Source organism: Methylocystis sp. Uni0008 (assembly GCF_056838045.1).
The window spans coordinates 3,667,259-3,683,833 of sequence record NZ_CM166370.1 but is presented as its reverse complement, the minus strand read 5'-3'; the positions used below and the strand labels follow the sequence as shown (position 1 = coordinate 3,683,833).

15 protein-coding genes are annotated in these 16,575 nt (G+C 64.0%); 10 read left to right on the top strand and 5 right to left on the bottom strand.

The features are described from left to right. Window positions 1-154 precede the first annotated feature (154 nt). Window positions 155-1,123: a hydroxylamine oxidation protein HaoB gene (haoB, locus tag AC0X69_RS18260; protein WP_482609520.1), complete on the top strand. Its 969-nt coding sequence runs from the start codon at window positions 155-157 to the stop codon at window positions 1,121-1,123. Between the two features lie 8 nt (window positions 1,124-1,131). Here the strand turns inward: haoB and AC0X69_RS18255 are convergent, their stop codons facing one another. After that, window positions 1,132-2,001 (bottom strand): fatty acid desaturase family protein, encoded by an 870-nt coding sequence (locus AC0X69_RS18255; protein ID WP_482609518.1) that lies wholly within the window; start codon window positions 1,999-2,001, stop codon window positions 1,132-1,134. 216 nt (window positions 2,002-2,217) lie between these two features. Here AC0X69_RS18255 and tolQ point away from each other — a divergent pair, with 216 nt between their 5' ends. The 4 genes from tolQ (at window position 2,218) to tolB (ending at window position 6,126) form a co-directional block, all read left to right on the top strand. After that, a complete protein-coding gene (gene tolQ, locus AC0X69_RS18250; protein WP_482609516.1) occupies window positions 2,218-2,961 on the top strand; it encodes a protein TolQ in 744 nt (247 codons plus the stop codon). A 9-nt stretch (window positions 2,962-2,970) separates the two neighbouring features. Then, the gene (locus AC0X69_RS18245; protein ID WP_482609514.1) at window positions 2,971-3,420 is read left to right on the top strand and encodes an ExbD/TolR family protein; all 450 of its coding nucleotides are present in this window, start codon (window positions 2,971-2,973) and stop codon (window positions 3,418-3,420) included. A gap of 11 nt (window positions 3,421-3,431) precedes the next feature. Further along, window positions 3,432-4,574 carry a cell envelope integrity protein TolA gene (gene tolA / locus AC0X69_RS18240; RefSeq protein WP_482609512.1) on the top strand — a complete coding sequence of 381 codons (1,143 nt, stop codon included), beginning with the start codon at window positions 3,432-3,434 and terminating at the stop codon, window positions 4,572-4,574. A gap of 232 nt (window positions 4,575-4,806) precedes the next feature. Beyond that, window positions 4,807-6,126, top strand: coding sequence for a Tol-Pal system beta propeller repeat protein TolB (tolB, locus tag AC0X69_RS18235; protein WP_482609510.1), 1,320 nt, complete (start codon window positions 4,807-4,809; stop codon window positions 6,124-6,126). Window positions 6,127-6,169: 43 nt separating this feature from the next. Here the strand turns inward: tolB and AC0X69_RS18230 are convergent, their stop codons facing one another. Beyond that, complete coding sequence (locus tag AC0X69_RS18230; protein ID WP_482609508.1) at window positions 6,170-6,847, bottom strand: hypothetical protein; 678 nt, start codon at window positions 6,845-6,847, stop codon at window positions 6,170-6,172. 135 nt (window positions 6,848-6,982) lie between these two features. Between AC0X69_RS18230 and ung the strand changes: the two genes are divergently transcribed. Next, window positions 6,983-7,651 (top strand): uracil-DNA glycosylase, encoded by a 669-nt coding sequence (gene ung, locus AC0X69_RS18225; RefSeq protein ID WP_482609506.1) that lies wholly within the window; start codon window positions 6,983-6,985, stop codon window positions 7,649-7,651. A 98-nt stretch (window positions 7,652-7,749) separates the two neighbouring features. Here ung and AC0X69_RS18220 read toward each other — a convergent pair whose 3' ends face one another. Then, window positions 7,750-8,397, bottom strand: coding sequence for a glutathione S-transferase family protein (locus tag AC0X69_RS18220; RefSeq protein WP_482609504.1), 648 nt, complete (start codon window positions 8,395-8,397; stop codon window positions 7,750-7,752). Window positions 8,398-8,418: 21 nt separating this feature from the next. Beyond that, window positions 8,419-9,528 (bottom strand): calcium:cation antiporter, encoded by a 1,110-nt coding sequence (locus AC0X69_RS18215; protein WP_482609502.1) that lies wholly within the window; start codon window positions 9,526-9,528, stop codon window positions 8,419-8,421. 179 nt (window positions 9,529-9,707) lie between these two features. On the opposite strand from AC0X69_RS18215, the gene uvrC reads away from it, so the two are divergent. Both uvrC and AC0X69_RS18205 read left to right on the top strand, forming a co-directional pair. Beyond that, window positions 9,708-11,696, top strand: a complete 1,989-nt coding sequence (uvrC, locus tag AC0X69_RS18210) for an excinuclease ABC subunit UvrC (protein WP_482609500.1) — start codon at window positions 9,708-9,710, stop codon at window positions 11,694-11,696. Between the two features lie 35 nt (window positions 11,697-11,731). After that, window positions 11,732-12,649, top strand: coding sequence for an alpha/beta hydrolase (locus AC0X69_RS18205; protein ID WP_482609498.1), 918 nt, complete (start codon window positions 11,732-11,734; stop codon window positions 12,647-12,649). A 26-nt stretch (window positions 12,650-12,675) separates the two neighbouring features. Here AC0X69_RS18205 and AC0X69_RS18200 read toward each other — a convergent pair whose 3' ends face one another. Next, a complete protein-coding gene (locus AC0X69_RS18200) occupies window positions 12,676-13,089 on the bottom strand; it encodes a lysozyme inhibitor LprI family protein (RefSeq protein ID WP_482609496.1) in 414 nt (137 codons plus the stop codon). Window positions 13,090-13,149: 60 nt separating this feature from the next. Between AC0X69_RS18200 and AC0X69_RS18195 the strand changes: the two genes are divergently transcribed. After that, entirely contained in the window at window positions 13,150-13,995 is an 846-nt protein-coding gene (locus AC0X69_RS18195; RefSeq protein ID WP_482609494.1) for a YihY/virulence factor BrkB family protein, read from the top strand. A gap of 83 nt (window positions 13,996-14,078) precedes the next feature. Continuing rightward, window positions 14,079-16,556 (top strand): DNA translocase FtsK, encoded by a 2,478-nt coding sequence (locus AC0X69_RS18190; RefSeq protein ID WP_482609492.1) that lies wholly within the window; start codon window positions 14,079-14,081, stop codon window positions 16,554-16,556. The last annotated feature ends 19 nt before the right edge of the window (window positions 16,557-16,575 follow it).

The following is a 16,575-nucleotide window of genomic DNA, read 5'->3' as shown; positions in this document are numbered from 1 at the left end:
ATGACGCCCTCTGAAATCTCGATTGTCATTCCCGGCGCGCGAAAGCGCGCCCGGGGATCCGGGGCCTCCTCCAGACATTTGGCTGGCGCCCTGGAGTCCCGCGTTCGCGGGAATGACGATCGGGTGCGGCAATGACTTCTGATATTGGACGCGCATGACTCCTCGCATCCGGCTTGTCGCCGGCGTCGCTCTCATCCCGTTTGGCTTCGCCCTGCTCGGCTGGGCGATTTACGCCGGGCTCAATTCAGCCGCGCCGTTTGACACGCGGCTTGCGTCGATCACGCCAGACGCGGCGAAGGAGGTCGCGGCCTTCGGGCTCAAGGCGGATCGGCTTCAGAAGATCGAGGTGTCGGCGAAGGACGAGCGCAAGCCCGTCGCGGAAGGCGTCATCGCAAGCGCGGACGGCGGACGGCTGACGCCGCTCGTCTGGCGCAATCAGGTGACGGAGCCGATCCTTTTCTCTGACGTTTCGGCGGACGATGCGGCGAAGGTTCTCGCCGCGATTCGCGAACACACGCCGCAGGACGCCGTCGTGCTCGCCTGGTGGGATTTTTCCCGCGCAATTCGGCTGATAGCTGAGCGCGCCGCGCCGCTCGACGACGCTCAGGCGCGCGGACTTCTCGTGCCCGCCGCCTGGTCGGCCGCGGCGGCGCCGGAACGCGCGCGCTGGGGCGCCGGGGCGCCCGCCGCCTCGGTTGACGTCTTCACGCGCTTTATCGACGCCCTGCTCGAGTCCGACGAGACGCGAGCGAGCGAAACTCTGAAAAAGCTTGCCGACGGCAAGCCGGCCTATGTCGCCGTGCGCATCTCCGACGTCTGGCGGCTCGCCGCCGTGAGGCCGCAAAAGCTCTCGATCGCCTATAAGGATTTCGCCGCGACCGGCGTATCGCACGGCCTTATCAAATCCGCGCAGCAATGGCTGCGCGACGAGAAGATCGAGGGCGGTTACGCGGTCGAACCGACGGGCGGCGCGACGCGGCTGCATTATTTTCAGCGCAAGAGCGACGGCGACAGGCTCATCGCGCGGCTGTTGCCGTTCTCGACCTCCCTGCCCTCGCCCTTGACGCAGCTTTCGCTCGTCTATCAGCACAAGGGCTGGTGGATTTACCGGCTCAATGAGTGAGCCCTGCGCTATGAAACTCCGCGCAGCGCATGCAGCGGAAAATGCAGGAACGACCAGCTGACGCTCGTCACCAGATGCGGCGGAATATTCTTTTCGATGGCGCGATGCAGTCTCGGCAGGTCGCTCCAATGCGCGCTCGGATAAAGGTGATGCGCGGTGTGAAATCCAAGATTTCCGCTTCGGCGGTTGAAAGCGGCGTGCGTCGTGTTGTTGGCGATGAGGAAAGGATTTACGGACGACTCCTTGCATCCGCAGTGATTGAGAAAATCGACATAGCGCGTGAAAAAGAACACGGCGAAATGCCACGGCAGAAGGAAGCCGAGCGTGAGCCACGGCCGCCACGCCAATAACGCGCCGATCAGCGCGAGATAGAGGCACTGCTCGATGAAGGCCCAGCGGTAATCGATCGGCGTTCTGATGTTCTTAACGAAGCCCTGTTCATAGGCTTCACGAAATGGTCCCCCGACCGTCGGCCACATCGAGCGCCAGCAAAACTCTAGAGCGCGGCGGCCCGAGAAAGCGACGCTCATGTCAAAATCATGCGCGCGAAATCTCCTCTCGCGGCCGCAATGATGGCCGTAGACATGCTGGATGCGCCAGTTCGAGGCCGTGATCCCGGTCGCGGCGCCGAGCATGAGATCAAGCAGAAGATTAAACGAGCGCGAAGTGGTGAAGGGATAATGGACGTGCAGATGCAGCAGGTAGTTGGCCGAGCCGTTCAGGGCGACGAGGGCGAGCAGATAGGCGGATAGCTCGACGATGGAGAGCGACAGAAAATAAGGCAGAAAAAACGCTGCAGGCGTGATAAGCGCCTGAAGAATATTGCAGATATCCTCGCGCCGGCAGAATGGCCGGCCGTCAAAAGCCGCAATGCGCATCACCCGAATCCGGTAAAAAAACGTCAGGAGTCCGACCGCATAACCCCGGCGGCTCAGTTCCTCCAAGCTTTGCTTAACCCTTACGGCTTGTTAACGCATCCTCGCTATGGTTTGTTGTGCGGCGCACCGGGCCCCACAAATGGCGAAATTGCGGGCGATAGACCGGGCGCCGCAGCGAAGGCCGCCGCAGAGCGCCTGCCGACTCAAGGACAAATCATGAATCCAGCCGAGATCGCCGCGAGTCCTCTCGCCGCTCCCGCCGCCGACATCACGATCTGGAGCATGTTCTGGGGCGCGCATATCGTCGTCAAGATCGTCATGGTCGGGTTGCTCGCCGCCTCGGTGTGGTGCTGGGCGATCATCATCGACAAGACGCTGCTGTTTTCGCGCATGCGCCGCTCCATGGACCGCTTCGAGGAAAGCTTCTGGTCGGGCAATTCGCTCGAGGAGCTCTACAGCAAGCTTTCGGAGCGGCCGCAAACGGGCATGGCGACGCTTTTCGTCGCCGCGATGCGCGAATGGAAGCGCTCCTTCCAGGCGGGCGCCAGCGCCTCCTTCATGGGCCTGCAGGCGCGCATCGAGAAGGTGCTCGACGTCTCCATCGCGCGCGAGGTGGAGAAGCTTGAATCCAATCTGCTCGTGCTCGCCACCGTAGCGTCGGCCGGCCCCTTCGTCGGCCTGTTCGGCACGGTCTGGGGCATCATGACGTCGTTCCGCTCGATCGCCGCCTCGAAGAACACTTCGCTCGCGGTCGTCGCGCCCGGCATCGCCGAAGCGCTGCTCGCCACCGCGATCGGCCTTTTCGCCGCGATTCCCGCGCTCATCGCCTACAACAAGATGCAGGGCGACGTCGCCCGGGCGCAGGCGCGGATGGAAAGCTTCGCCGACGAGTTCTCGGCGATCCTGTCGCGGCAGATCGACCAGCACGCGGCGTCCTCGAACCGCGACCGCGCGGCGTAAGGAGCGGACATGGGCGCTTCCCTCTCGGCTCCCGGACGCAAGGGCGGCAGGCGCCGGCGCGGCGTGCCGCGCTACGGCGCCATGGCCGAAATCAATATGACGCCGTTCATCGACGTCATGCTGGTGCTGCTCATCATCTTCATGGTGGCCGCGCCGCTGCTCGCCACCGGCGTCGCCGTCGATCTTCCGCAAACCAAGGCCGGCGCGCTCAACATCGATCAGAAGCCGGTTTCGATCGCCATCGACGAGAAGGGACAGGTGTTCCTGATGGATCAACCCGTCGAGGTGACGCAGCTGCTCGACAGGCTGAAAGAATCGGCCAAGCAGGGATTCGACGAACGCATCTATGTCCGCGGCTCGAAGGCGGTGAACTATGGCCGCGTCGCGGAGGTGATGTCGCTCGTCACGAGCGCCGGCTACAAGAAGGTCGCGCTGGTGACGGAGCAGGAGAAGAAGTGAGCTGAGCGGAAATGAAAATTTCGCGCTCCGAACCCGGTTTTCCTCTCTCCACGGCGATCCACGTGGGATTGCTTCTGGCGGCGCTCGTCCTGTTCGCCGACTCGAAATTCGATGACGCGGTCGAGATGGTTCCCGTCGACCTCGTCACCGACAGCGAACTCAATCAGATCATGAAGGGCGAGAAGACCGCGCGCGAGGTCAAGCCGACGCCGCGCGTCGACAAGGTCGCGCCGCAAGCCGAGACCAAGCCCGAGCCGCCGCTCGCCGAAGCCAAGAAGGACATCGCCACGCCGCCGCCGGCCGCCCGGCCGCTGCCGCAGCCAAGCGCCGACGATACGCCGCCGACGCCGCCAAAGCGCGTCGCCGCGCTGCCGCCCAAGCCCGAGCCGCCCAAGCCGGTCGAGAAACAGCCAGAGCCGAAGCCGGTCGCCAAGCCCAAGGCCGCAGCGCCGCAGCCGGAAAAGAAGGAGCCCGAGAAAGAGCCGGACGAGGCCGAAGTCGTGAAGCCGAAGCCGCCGACCCGGCCCAAGCCGGACAACACGGCCAAGGAAGCGGCCGAGACGGAGAAGCCGAAGGAGAGGCTCAAGATCGACGAGGTCGCGAAGCTCCTCGACAGCAAGAAGCAGCAGGAGAAGCCCAAGCCCGACGCCTTAGGCGAACTGGCCGAAAAGGCGGTAAAGGAGGCGAAGCCGAAGTCGGGCGACGAGAGCGCGCCGAAGTCTAAGTTCGACGCCGCCAGCATCTCGAAACTGCTGAGCCGCGAAGCCCCCCAGCGCAAGGCTGCGACAGGCAGAGCGATTCAGGCCGCAGCCGCCGGCGCGCCAACGGGAGCGGCCGAAAAAATGTCGGCGTCGATGGAGGCCCGCATCGCCGCCTACATCCACGATCACTATTATCCCTGCTGGGCGTCAGGTTTGTCGCTTGGCGTACAGACCTACACGCCGATCGTGGAGTTCCATCTCTCGCGAGAAGGCGAATTGGAGGGCCGGCCGAAACTGCTGAACGCCTCGGCGAGCCCGACCGAACATGCGCGCGGCGAACAGGCGATGCAGGCGGTGCGCCGCTGCAGCCCGATGCGCATTCCGCCCGAATTCATGCCCTATTACGAAGAAGCGCTGCACGACGTCACGATCCGCTTCCAGGATGCGAATTAGTGAATAACTGCCTTCGCCCCCTCCCCAACCCTCCCCCGCTCTCGAGGGAGAGGGAGAAAATTCCGCGCTTCATCAACTCGACGCGCACGCCGATCGTTAGCGTCCCCTCTCCCGCGAGCGAAGCGATGCGGGGGAGGGACAGGGAGGGGGTCAAAGCGCCTGCCCCGGCAACTTCGTCCATCGCCGTGAAGGGATACGCTTTCTTCACGCCGATGCTGGAAAGATTTCGCCCATGACACGCCGCATCACCCGCCGCGCCGCCGCCGGCCTCATCGCCGGAGCCGCCTTCGCCCCTTTGCTTCCCGCTACTCTGGCGCGCGCCGGACGCATCATCGACCTCAAGGGCGGCGGATTTCAGCCGATCAATATCGCCGTCGCGCCCTTTGTCGGCGATGACGCGGCGCGCACCGTGACGTCGGTTACGCTCAATAATTTCAAACGATCGGTGTTCCTGAACCCGATCGACCCCGGCGCGCTGCCCGCGAACGCCGCGCCGCCGGACGCGGCGCCCTATCTTGCCGCCTTCAAGGCGGTGAACGCGCAATTCGTCCTCACCGGCCGTTCGCAACGCGCCGGCGACGGCCGACTCAAGACCGAGTTCCGCCTCTTCGACGTGACCACGGGCGAGCAGGTCGCCGGCCAGCAATATGTGACCGAGGCCGCCAATATGCGCCGCGTCGCGCATCTCCTGTCCGACGCCGTCTTCTCCCGCATCACCGGCGAGAAAGGCTTTTTCGACACGCGCATCGTCTTCGTCGACGAGACCGGCTCCAAGGACAGGCGCCGCAAACGCCTCGCGATGATGGATCAGGACGGCGCAAACGTGCGCTATCTGACGCGCGGCGACGAGCTCGTCGTCACGCCGCGATTTTCGCCCAATTCGCTCGATGTCACCTACATGTCCTTCGGCGTCGACGGCGATCCGAAAGTTCTCTTGATGAACATCGAGAACAGCCAGCGCGAGGTCGTCGGCAATTTTCCCGGCATGACGTTCTCGCCGCGATTTTCGCCGGATGGGCAGAAGATCATCATGTCGCTGTCGCAAGGCTCGACGACCAATCTCTACACGATGGATTTGCGCTCGCGCACCACGACGCGTCTGACTGACACCGCCGCCATCGACACGGCGCCTTCCTACGCGCCGGATGGTTCGCGCATCGTCTTCGAGAGCGATCGCGGCGGCTCGCAGCAGATCTACGTCATGGGCGCGCATGGCGGCGAAGCGAGACGCATCTCCTTTGGCGGCGGCCGCTATTCGACGCCTGTCTGGTCGCCCAAGGGCGACTACATCGCCTTCACCAAGCAGAACGGCGGCAATTTCTCCATTGGCGTGATGAAGACCGACGGCTCCGGCGAGCGCATTCTCACCGAAGGCTTCCACAATGAGGGGCCGACCTGGGCGCCGAACGGCCTCTTTCTGATGTTCTTCCGCGACTCCGGCGGCGGCGGCGGACCGAAGATCCACATGGTCGACGTCTTCGGCCGCTCGGAAACGCTGGTGCCGACGCCCAGCTATGCGAGCGATCCCGCCTGGGGGCCGCTGCAGGATTAAATTGCTGCGGACGGCATGCGCGCGACATTGACGACCGCCAAAGCTAGCTTTTCATGATCGAGCCGATGGTCCGGATCGCCGCTCCGCTGACGACCCCGATGACGAGCGCATATGCGATAAACAACACGGCGCCGAAAGCTGTCCCCAACCGGCTGAAGCGGACGAGCAATTCTACGCCATCAAAAATCGACTCGGACATGCTTGGCAGAAAATACGCCAGGTAGAGCCCGGAAACGCTTTCGAAAAAACGAGAGATAATGTCGTCGCCCCAGAAGCGGCTCAGCGCGCAGTATTCAGCCCCTCTGCCTGTCCCGCAGGAACCCTCAGTTTCAGGAGCCCTGAAGGTCCTGCTGACGCCTTTTGCGACCTCCGCCACCAATATCTCCTGAGCGGCATGATCGGATGCGGCGCCGTTTCTGATGATGCCTACGACTTTGTTTGCATCGACGTTCCTGAACTCCGGGTCGCTCGCAAGGATGCGCCTGATCTCCGCATGGTAGTCGCATCCCCGGTTCATGAGAAAAGTCGCGTAGTTATCGGGATCGATTCGTCCAGAAAACAGATCATCCTTCGTGTTACAGACGACTCCATAAGGAACATATCCGCCAAAGGCGATTCCGTAGCCGACGACATACGGCGCGGCAAGGAGCGCGCCGAATATCAACGCCAGCCAGACTGCGCCGGCAATCAGCGACTCGTGTCGGGAACCTTCATGCGCCATGGACCGCCCCTCAGTCAGCAACAGACCGCACGTCCATTTCACCAACGCCAGTTTCCTGTCATTATATCGCATGCTGAATTCATCCCCCAAGCGAGCGCCTGCGGGGGTCCTGTCGACAGTCACGATCTTCCCTCAATGACCAAACCCGTCCGTATAGAGGAAAGCTGGCGCAAGCATCTCACGCGCGAATTCGAGCAGCCTTACTTTCAGCAGTTGCGCGATTTTGTCCGCGGCGAATATGCGGCGCGCCGGATCTATCCGCCAGCGTCGCAGATTTTTCGCGCCTTCGACGAATGTCCGTTCGACCACGTCAAAATCGTCATTCTCGGGCAAGACCCTTATCACGGCGCCGGCCAGGCCTGTGGCCTTTGCTTCGCCGTCGGGCCCAGCACGCCGCCGCCCCCATCGCTTCAGAACATCTTCAAGGAAATCGAAGCCGATCTCGGCCATCCGGTCTCGCGCGACCCCGATCTGACGCGTTGGGCGCGACAGGGCGTGCTGCTCTTGAACGCCACGCTCACCGTACGCGAGAACGCCGCCGGCTCCCACCAGAACAAGGGCTGGGAGCAATTCACCGACGCCGCCATCCATGCGCTGTCGCGCGAACGCGAAGGCGTCGTCTTCATGCTGTGGGGCGCCTACGCGCGGCGCAAGGGCGCAGGGATCGACCGGCGCAAACATCTCGTGCTCGAATGCGCGCATCCCTCGCCGCTTTCCGCGAGCAATGGCTTTTTCGGCTGCAAGCATTTCTCCAAGGCGAACGACTATCTGGTCGCCCACGGGCAAGCGCCGATCGATTGGTGAGGCGCAGTGTCATCCGCGGCGCTTCAGGAACCCGAAAATAGTCAACGTTCTTTGTCGCCTCTGTCCCTGCTCGAACGAGGCGCCGCCAAGCCCGCTATTCAGCCGCTTTTCGCTTTCGCCGCCGCTTCGTGAATCTTGAGCAGCTCTTCATCCGTCTGCGCGACGCGCGCAAAGCACGGCCGCTTGGTGACGCGCTCGACATAGGCGGAGATCTGCGGAGTTTCCGGCACGAGTCCGAAGCCGACTGTCCAGCGCAACGCGGCGCCCCAGAGAATGTCGGCGGCGGTGAAGCGCTCGCCGAAGAGATACGGCCCTTCCGTCAATTGCGCGTTGATCAGCGCCATGACGTCGTCGAAATCGCCATAAGGACTTCTGCTCGCCGGCGCCGGCGCGCGGTTCATGGAACGGTCAACGACCGCAGGTTCGAACGCTGATCCGTAGAAGACGAGCCAGCGCAGATAAGGTCCGCGCAAGGCGTCGCCGATCGGCGGCGCGAGACCTTTTCGCGGAAATGCGTCGGCAAGATAGATGAAGATCGCCCCGAGCTCGGTCACGAGCGCGCCGTTGTGCACGATCGCCGGCACTTTGCCGAGCGGATTGACGGCGAGATATTCGGGCTTGCGTTGTTCGCCGAGCTGAAAGTTCAACACGCGCAGCTCGTAGGGCGTGTCGAGTTCCTCGAGCAGGGTCAGAACGCCCGAGGCGCGCGTGCGCGGCGCGTGGTAGAAGATCAGGTTGTCGCTCATTGGCTTTCTTCGGGGAGATGGTTAGGGCACGAACAACAGAAAAATATATGTCGTAAAGACGACGAGATGCACGAGACCGGTCAGGAGATTGGTTCGGCCCGCGCCGAAGCTCACGACGCTGAGCAGCAAAGTGAGCAGCAGCAATACGGTGTCGCGCTTCTCGAGACCAAAGACAATGTCACGGTCCGTCGCCACGCTCAGGAGCGCCACCGCCGGAACCGTGAGCCCGATCGTCGCGACGACAGAGCCGAGCGCGCCATTGATGCTCGTCTGGAGCGCGTTGCGCGTCGCCGCTTTTATGGAGTTCAAGGACTCGGGAAGCAGAACCAGCATGGCCACCGCCGCGCCGGTCACTCTGTTGACGTCATCGATCCCCAGCCAGCGAAGCGCATCTTCAAGACCAGGAACGACTCTCTCCGCGAGAAGCGAGACGCCAAGCAGACTCGCCCCCAACCCCACGGCGCCCAATATCGTCGCCTCGCGCGTCGGCCTCGCTTCGCCAAGGCCGGTGGCGGCGACATGCGCGTCGATGAAATAGGATCGATGCCGCACCGTCTGGATGAAGAGAAAGGCGCCATAGAGCAGCGCCGACAGGACGCTGACGAAAATGAGCTGAGTTGTCGACAGAGTCGGTCCATAGCTCGACGTCGTGTAGTCAGGCAGGATGAGCGTGAGAATGGAAAGAGCGATCAGGATGGCGAGATAGGCGCTCGTCGCCATCGGCTGCAGTTCCTGCTCGTGGTGACGGAAACCGCCGAGCAGCAGGCAGAGGCCGACAAGCCCGTTGCAGACGATCATGATCGCGGAGAACACCGCCTCGCGCGCCTCCGTCGGATCCTCGTCCCCAAATTCGACCATCGACGCCATGATCGCAATCTCGATGACGGTTACGGCGATGGTGAGCACCAGCGTCCCGTATGGTTCGCCCGTCCTGGCGCCGAGGATTTCAGCATGCTGCAGGGCGGCAAAGACCGCGCCAATCAACACGATCGCCGCGAGAGTCGCCGGAACGAAGTCGATGGAGGCCGGAAGCTGCGAGAGCCAATTCTCGCCGAACAGAAAAACCGCCGCCAGCCCGAGCGCCAGCGCCGGAAACAGGACCGCGCCAACGGTGATCCTCGCAGCCTGCATTCCGCCCCCAGGTGTCGCAGCCCAAGCTTTGCCGGACTCTGGCCAGACGGTCAGGGGAGCGCAAGTCGGTGGTTCGAGGATACGCCCATAGGATCAAAGTTCTACACAGCTCTTTGCTTGGGGCCCCTAGCCGTCGATGACGCTTTCCATCGGGTTCGGCCGCGAATAGATCTAGTTAAATGACCGCCCAGCCAGCAAATCCCCGCGATCTTCCGCCTGAAGAGGACGACGCCTTCGAGGCGGCCGACGCCGCTTCCGAGGGGGAGGCGGAGCCTTGCGATGAGGGCGCCGAGGCGCCCCAGACGCCCGAAAGCGTCAAGCGCGGCGTCGACGTCATCAAGAAACATTGGCGGCACGCGCCGAATGGCCCCGGCGTCTATCGCATGATCGCCGACAACGGCGAGGTGCTCTACGTCGGCAAGGCGAGGAACGTGCGCAAACGCGTCGCCAGCTATACGCGTCTCGCAGGCCACGTGAACCGTATCGCGCGGATGATCTCGGCGACCGCCTCGATGGTGTTCATTTCGGTCGAGACCGAGACCGACGCGCTGCTTCTCGAGGCCAATCTCATCAAGCAGTTGAAGCCGCGCTTCAACGTGCTGATGCGCGACGACAAATCCTTTCCCTATATTTTGATCGCCAAGGACCATGAAGCGCCGCAGATCCTAAAGCACCGCGGCGCGCGTGTGCGCAAAGGGGACTATTTCGGCCCCTTCGCCAGCGTCTGGGCGGTCAATCGCGCGCTCAACGCTCTCGAGCGCGCCTTTCTCCTGCGCTCCTGCTCGCAAAGCTTTTTCGACAATCGCACGCGCCCGTGCCTGCTCTTTCAGATCAAGCGCTGCTCGGGCCCCTGCACCGGCGAAATCTCGGTGGAGGATTACGCCGAACTCGTGCGCGAGGCGCGCGATTTTCTCTCCGGCAAGAGCCGCGCCGTGCGCGAACAGCTCGCGCGAGAGATGACCGAAGCCTCCGAGCGGCTGGAGTTCGAGCGCGCGGCGCGGCTGCGCGACCGCATCTCGGCGCTCTCCGCCGTACAGGGCGCGCAGGGGATCAATCCGCGCAGCGTCGAAGAAGCCGACGTCTTCGCCATCGCCAAGGAAGCCGGGCGCTTCTGCATCGAGGCGTTCTTCTTTCGCGCTTTTCAGAACTGGGGCAATCGCTCTTATTTCCCGCGCGCCGACGCGACGCTGTCGGAGTCGGAGGTGCTCGACGCCTTTCTCGCGCAGTTCTATCAGGAGCATCCTTCGGCGCGCTGCGTGTTCCTCTCGCATACGATCGAGGACAGCGCGCTTCTGGAGGAGGCGTTGACCGCGCGGCTCGGCCGCCGCGTCGAAGTGCTCGCGCCGCAACGCGGCGAGAAGCGCGAGCTTGTCGAGCACGCGCTCCAGAATGCGCGGCAAGCGCTTGGCCGCAAGCTCGCCGAGGACGCCAGCCAGCAGCGCCTGCTCGCGGCGCTCGGTCAGGCGTTCGGCCTCGCCTCGGCGCCGCGACGCATCGAGGTTTACGACAATTCCCACATCGGCGGCGCGCAGGCGATCGGCGCCATGATCGTCGCCGGCGCCGCGGGATTCATGAAGGCCCACTACCGCACCTTCAACATACGAAACGCGGACATTACGCCGGGCGACGACTTCGGCATGATGCGTGAAGTGCTGACGCGTCGCTTCGCGCGGCTCGCCAAGAATGGGGACTCGGAGCAGGACTGCGACGCCTTTCCCTCAAGGCCCGACCTCATTCTGATCGACGGCGGACGTGGCCAATTCGAGGTCGCGCGCGATGTCATGCGCGAGCTTGGAGTCGAGGGCGTCGCGGTCGCGTCAATCGCCAAAGGCGCGGATCGCAACGCCGGACGCGAAACATTTTTCGTTGAAGGGCGCGAGCCGTTTCGGCTGCCGCCGCATGATCCGGCGCTCTATTTCGTGCAGCGGCTGCGCGACGAAGCGCATCGTTTCGCGATCGGCACGCATCGCGCGCGGCGCAAGAAGGAATTCACCAAGAATCCGCTCGATGAGATCGCCGGCGTCGGCCCGGCGCGCAAACGCGCGCTCCTACTAGCCTTCGGCTCGGCGAAGGCGGTGGCGAGGGCCGCGCTGTCGGACCTCGAAAAAGTGCCCGGCGTCAACAAGGCGACCGCGCGGCTCGTCTACGAGCATTTCCAGCGGGAATAGCAAAGCCGCGCAGCGGTCGACTCCGCTGTACGCGCGTGGCCAAGATTGCCAAGGCTGAAATTCAGTCTATCTCCCAGCATGTGACGTCATTGAATTCAGCGTTTGGCAGACGGTTCGGCTTCGCCAGCAAGGTCGCTGTCGCTATTCTGGCCTTCGCCGTCGCCGGGCTTTGCTCTGATGCGCAGCCGGCCACGCTGCAAGAATTCGCCTATGGCCCGCTTCCCAGACAACGGCTGAATTTGTGCGCCGACTCGACGTCGTCGGCGCCTCGCCCCGGCGTGCTGCTGTTCCACGGCGGCGGCTTCTCGGGCGGAGACAAGTCCAGCCTCGATCACCTGTGTCGTGAACTCGCGTCGAAGGGCTTCATCGCGGCGAGCGTCGGCTACAGGCTCGCGCCCGACGCCGGATGGCCCGCGCAATTATCGGACGCGCAGCGCGCGACACGCTGGCTCAAAGATCACGCAGGCCCGATCGGCCTCGATCCGCAACGCCTCTGCGCGCTCGGCTTTTCCGCCGGCGGCTCGCTGGCGATACGCCTCGGCGCCACGACCGGAGAACATCGACTGTCGGCTGAGAATCCGGATGTGCAATGCGTCGTGTCTGACTCAGGCATCGCCGATATCAGCACGCTCAACCCGAAAGTGCGCGATACGCTCTGGAAAAATCTCTTCAGGGGCGCCGATCGCGCCGACCGCGCCAGGCTGCTGCGCGAGGCGTCTCCCCTCTACAAAGTGGATCGAAACGCATCGCCGATGCTGCTGATCTGCGGCCAGAAGGATCGGCTCACGCCGCCGTCGCAATGCGCCAAACTGCAAAAAAGACTAATGGCGGCAGGCGTCGACGTGCGAGTCGTCACGCACGACGGCGGCCACCTCTGCGAGGGGCTGACGGATGAGCGGAGAGCAGGCGTCATTCGTCAGATCATCAGCTTTTTGGACGCTAAGCTGAGATAGCGCAGCTTCTATCGCAGCCGGTCGCGCTACTGGCCGCCGCAGGAGACGTCCCCTTCCGGGCAATTCAGCTGATGCTGCAGTCGTTTCGTCTGCTGCGCGGTCAAGTCCGAGAGACATTGCGACAGCATCATGCCGTGGATGCTCCCGCCGGACGTTCCCATCGTATCGAATGCGCACTGCGCGTCCCGATATCCGATCCATGCTCTTTGCGCTTGCTGCAGTTTCTGCCGCCCTGTCGGGCTGATCTTGTTGAGCAATTTGGCGTAGGCGGCGTTCAGCTCGGCGTCGGCCGCTTTGAAATTTTCGCCCTCGCAATTGTTCATCTCCGTTTGCGTATTGAGAAGGCTGCAGTCCCTCGCCAGCGCCAGGCTCGACCATTGTGAAGACGCTAGAAAGGCTGCGCTGATCGCGGCGAGACGCATTGCAGGCGTAATCTTCATGACCGGATTCTCTCCCTTTCGGCATCGCTATTCGGCGACAGCACGCTATCATGGGTGGGCATGCCTAAATTTCTTCGAATACTTTACGACGCCTATCTCAAGTTCGACCGCGACGACGGCTGGGCGGTCACAAGCTATATCGCGCTCGCCATCCTGACCTCGCTGTTTCCGTTCCTGATTTTTCTGACGGCGCTCGCCGGCTTTTTTGGCCTGGGGCGGGAAGCCGCCGCCGCGAGAGAATTGCTTTTCGATACATGGCCGCCGAGCGTGGCCGGGCCGATCGCGGGAGAAATCAGCAATGTGCTGACGCAGCCGCGCGGCGGGCTGCTCACCCTGGGCGCGGTCTTCGCCATATACTTCGCCTCTACCGGGGTGGAGGCGCTGCGCGTCGCCCTCAACCGCGCCTATGACGTCAAGGACAGGCGCCCCTGGTGGCTGACGCGCCTTGAATCGATCCTCTACGTCTTTCTCGGCGCGGCGGCGCTGCTCGCCGTCGCCATTCTGCTTGTTCTGGGGCCGCTCGCGCGGGCCATCGCAGCGCGATACGTCCCCGCGCTCGTCGAAGATCTTCAGCCGCTCTACGCGCCGGTGCGCTATGGCGTCACCACCGCCCTCCTCGCCGCCGCGCTCGTCGCGGCGCATCGATTCCTGCCTGCGGAGCAGCGCAGTCTCAAATTCATCGGCCCTGGCATCGTGCTGACGCTGATCGCGTCGCTGGCGCTCGGCGCCGGCTTTGGCGCCTATCTCGCGAGATTCGCCGGAAGCTATGTTTCGACCTACGCCGGTCTCGCCTCGATCGTGATCGCCATCGTCTTCCTGCAGATGCTGGCCGCGATCTTCATTTATGGCGCCGAGCTCAATCAGATCCTCGCGACCGACGGCAAAGACGCGGAAAACCAGGGTTAAGCGCGCCTTAACCGAGGTTTTTTACGCTGCCCCGCATCCGCGCGCCGTCGGCGGCGTTGCGATCAAGCGGGGCTCCTCCTCACATGCGCAGCCATGTAACGGGTCATTTCACCGAGCAGCTTCGCGAGTTCGCGGCGCGACGGCTGGCGGAGATCCTGGGCGCCGCCCTGGTCGTGAGCGCCGCCGCGCTGACATTGTCGCTCGTCAGCTGGTCGGCGCGAGATCCCTCGCTCAACCACGCGACGTCGGGCAATGTCCGAAATCTGCTCGGCGCGCCGGGCGCGATCGTCTCCGATCTGCTGATGCAGCTTGTCGGCTTCGGCGCCATCGCCGCCATCGTGCCGATCGCGACGCAGGGATTGCGTCTGATGAAGCGCCGGCGGATCGGCCGCGCGATGCTGCGCGTCGGCCTGTGGATCGTCGGCGTTTTCGCGACCGCCGCCACCGCGTCGCTTCTGCCCGCGACGGATCGCTGGCCGCTGCCCACCGGACTCGGCGGCGTCGCCGGCGACGCGATTCTGTCCGTCCCGCGCACGATCTTCGCCGGCTCCGGCGTTCTGATGGCGCTCTTTGGCGCCGGCGCCGCTCTCGTCGCCATCCTGGCGGTAACCGGCGCCGCCGGACTTGGCTTCGAATCGGAAGCCGACATGCGCAGCCGATCCGCGGAAGATGACGCGCATATCCGTCCCGGCGCCGACGATGACGACGACGCCGGCGGCGAGCCCGGCATGGCGATCATTTCGCTCGGCGCGCTCATCCATTTCGGACTGGCCTGCAAGGCCTGGGCGCTGCGCGCGGCCGCAGGGCTCAAACGGCGCGCGAAGACAGCGGACAGGCCGCCGCCGCCGCGCTATCCGCGCGTCGAGCCGACCTTCGACGAGCTGGATCTCTATCCGGAGTTCGCGCCGCCGCGCGCCCGCAATCTCGACGAGCCTCAAGAAGAGCCGCGTGTGGCGGCGCCCGCGCCACGGCGAACGCGCACGCCCGCGCGGGCCGCGGCGCAGCCCAGTTTGAACGCGCGCTACGAGGCGCCCTCCCTCGCGCTCCTCGCCGAGCCGAAGAAGCAGGCAAGCGGCGTAAAACTGTCGCAAGACGCGCTCGAGCAGAATGCGCGTCTGCTCGAAGGCGTGCTCGAGGACTTTTCAGTCAAGGGCGACATCATCAACGTGCGGCCGGGGCCCGTCGTCACGCTCTATGAGCTTGAGCCGGCGCCCGGCATCAAAAGCTCGCGCGTCATCGGCCTCGCCGACGACATCGCGCGCTCGATGTCCGCCGTCTCCGCGCGCGTCGCCGTCGTTCCGGGACGCAACGCCATCGGCATCGAGCTGCCGAACCAACGCCGCGAGATGGTCTATCTGCGCGAACTCATCGCCTGCGAGGACTTCGCCCGCTCCAATCACAAGCTGGCGATCGCGCTCGGCAAGACGATCGGCGGCGAGCCGGTGATCGTCGATCTCGCCCGGATGCCGCATCTTCTGGTCGCCGGCACCACCGGCTCCGGCAAGTCGGTCGCTATCAACACCATGATCCTGTCGCTGCTCTATCGCTTGAAGCCCGAAGAGTGCCGGCTCATCATGGTCGATCCGAAGATGCTGGAGCTCTCCGTCTACGACAACATCCCCCATCTGCTGACGCCCGTCGTCACCGACCCAAAAAAAGCGGTCGTCGCGCTCAAATGGGCGGTGCGCGAGATGGAGGACCGCTACAAGAAAATGTCGAAGCTCGGGGTGCGCAACATCGACGGCTACAACGCGCGCGTCGGCGACGCGCAGGCGAAAGGCGAGACGATCACCCGCACCGTGCAGACCGGCTTCGACCGCGAGACAGGCGAAGCGGTCTTCGAACATGAGGAGATGTCGCTCTCGACGCTGCCCTATATCGTCGTCATCGTCGACGAGATGGCGGATCTGATGCTCGTCGCCGGCAAGGACATCGAAGGCGCGATTCAAAGGCTCGCGCAAATGGCGCGCGCCGCCGGCATTCATCTGATCATGGCGACGCAGCGCCCCTCCGTCGATGTCATCACCGGCACGATCAAGGCGAATTTCCCGACCCGCATCTCCTTCCAGGTGACATCGAAGATCGACAGCCGCACGATCCTTGGAGAACAAGGCGCCGAACAGCTGCTCGGCCAGGGCGACATGCTTTACATGGCGGGCGGCGGCCGCATCTCGCGCGTGCATGGCCCCTTCGTCTCTGACCGCGAGGTCGAGGACATCGTCGCCCATGTGAAGACGCAGGGCGCGCCGCAATATCTCGACGCCATCACTTCCGAAGACGACGTTGGCGAAGATGGCGAAGCGCCCCTGCCCGGCTCGATGGACGCGGAGGAAGGCGGCGACCTTTACGACCGCGCCGTCAACATCGTGCTGCGCGACAAGAAGTGCTCGACGAGCTACATCCAGCGCCGTCTGTCGGTCGGCTACAACAAGGCCGCCTCGCTCGTCGAACGCATGGAGCAGGAAGGCGTCGTCTCCGCCCCTAACCACGCGGGAAAACGCGAAATTCTGGTCGGCGGCGGCATCGATCGGGGGGCCTTCGACATTGAGGCGGCGGAGTAAGCTTCGCCCCCATTTCCGC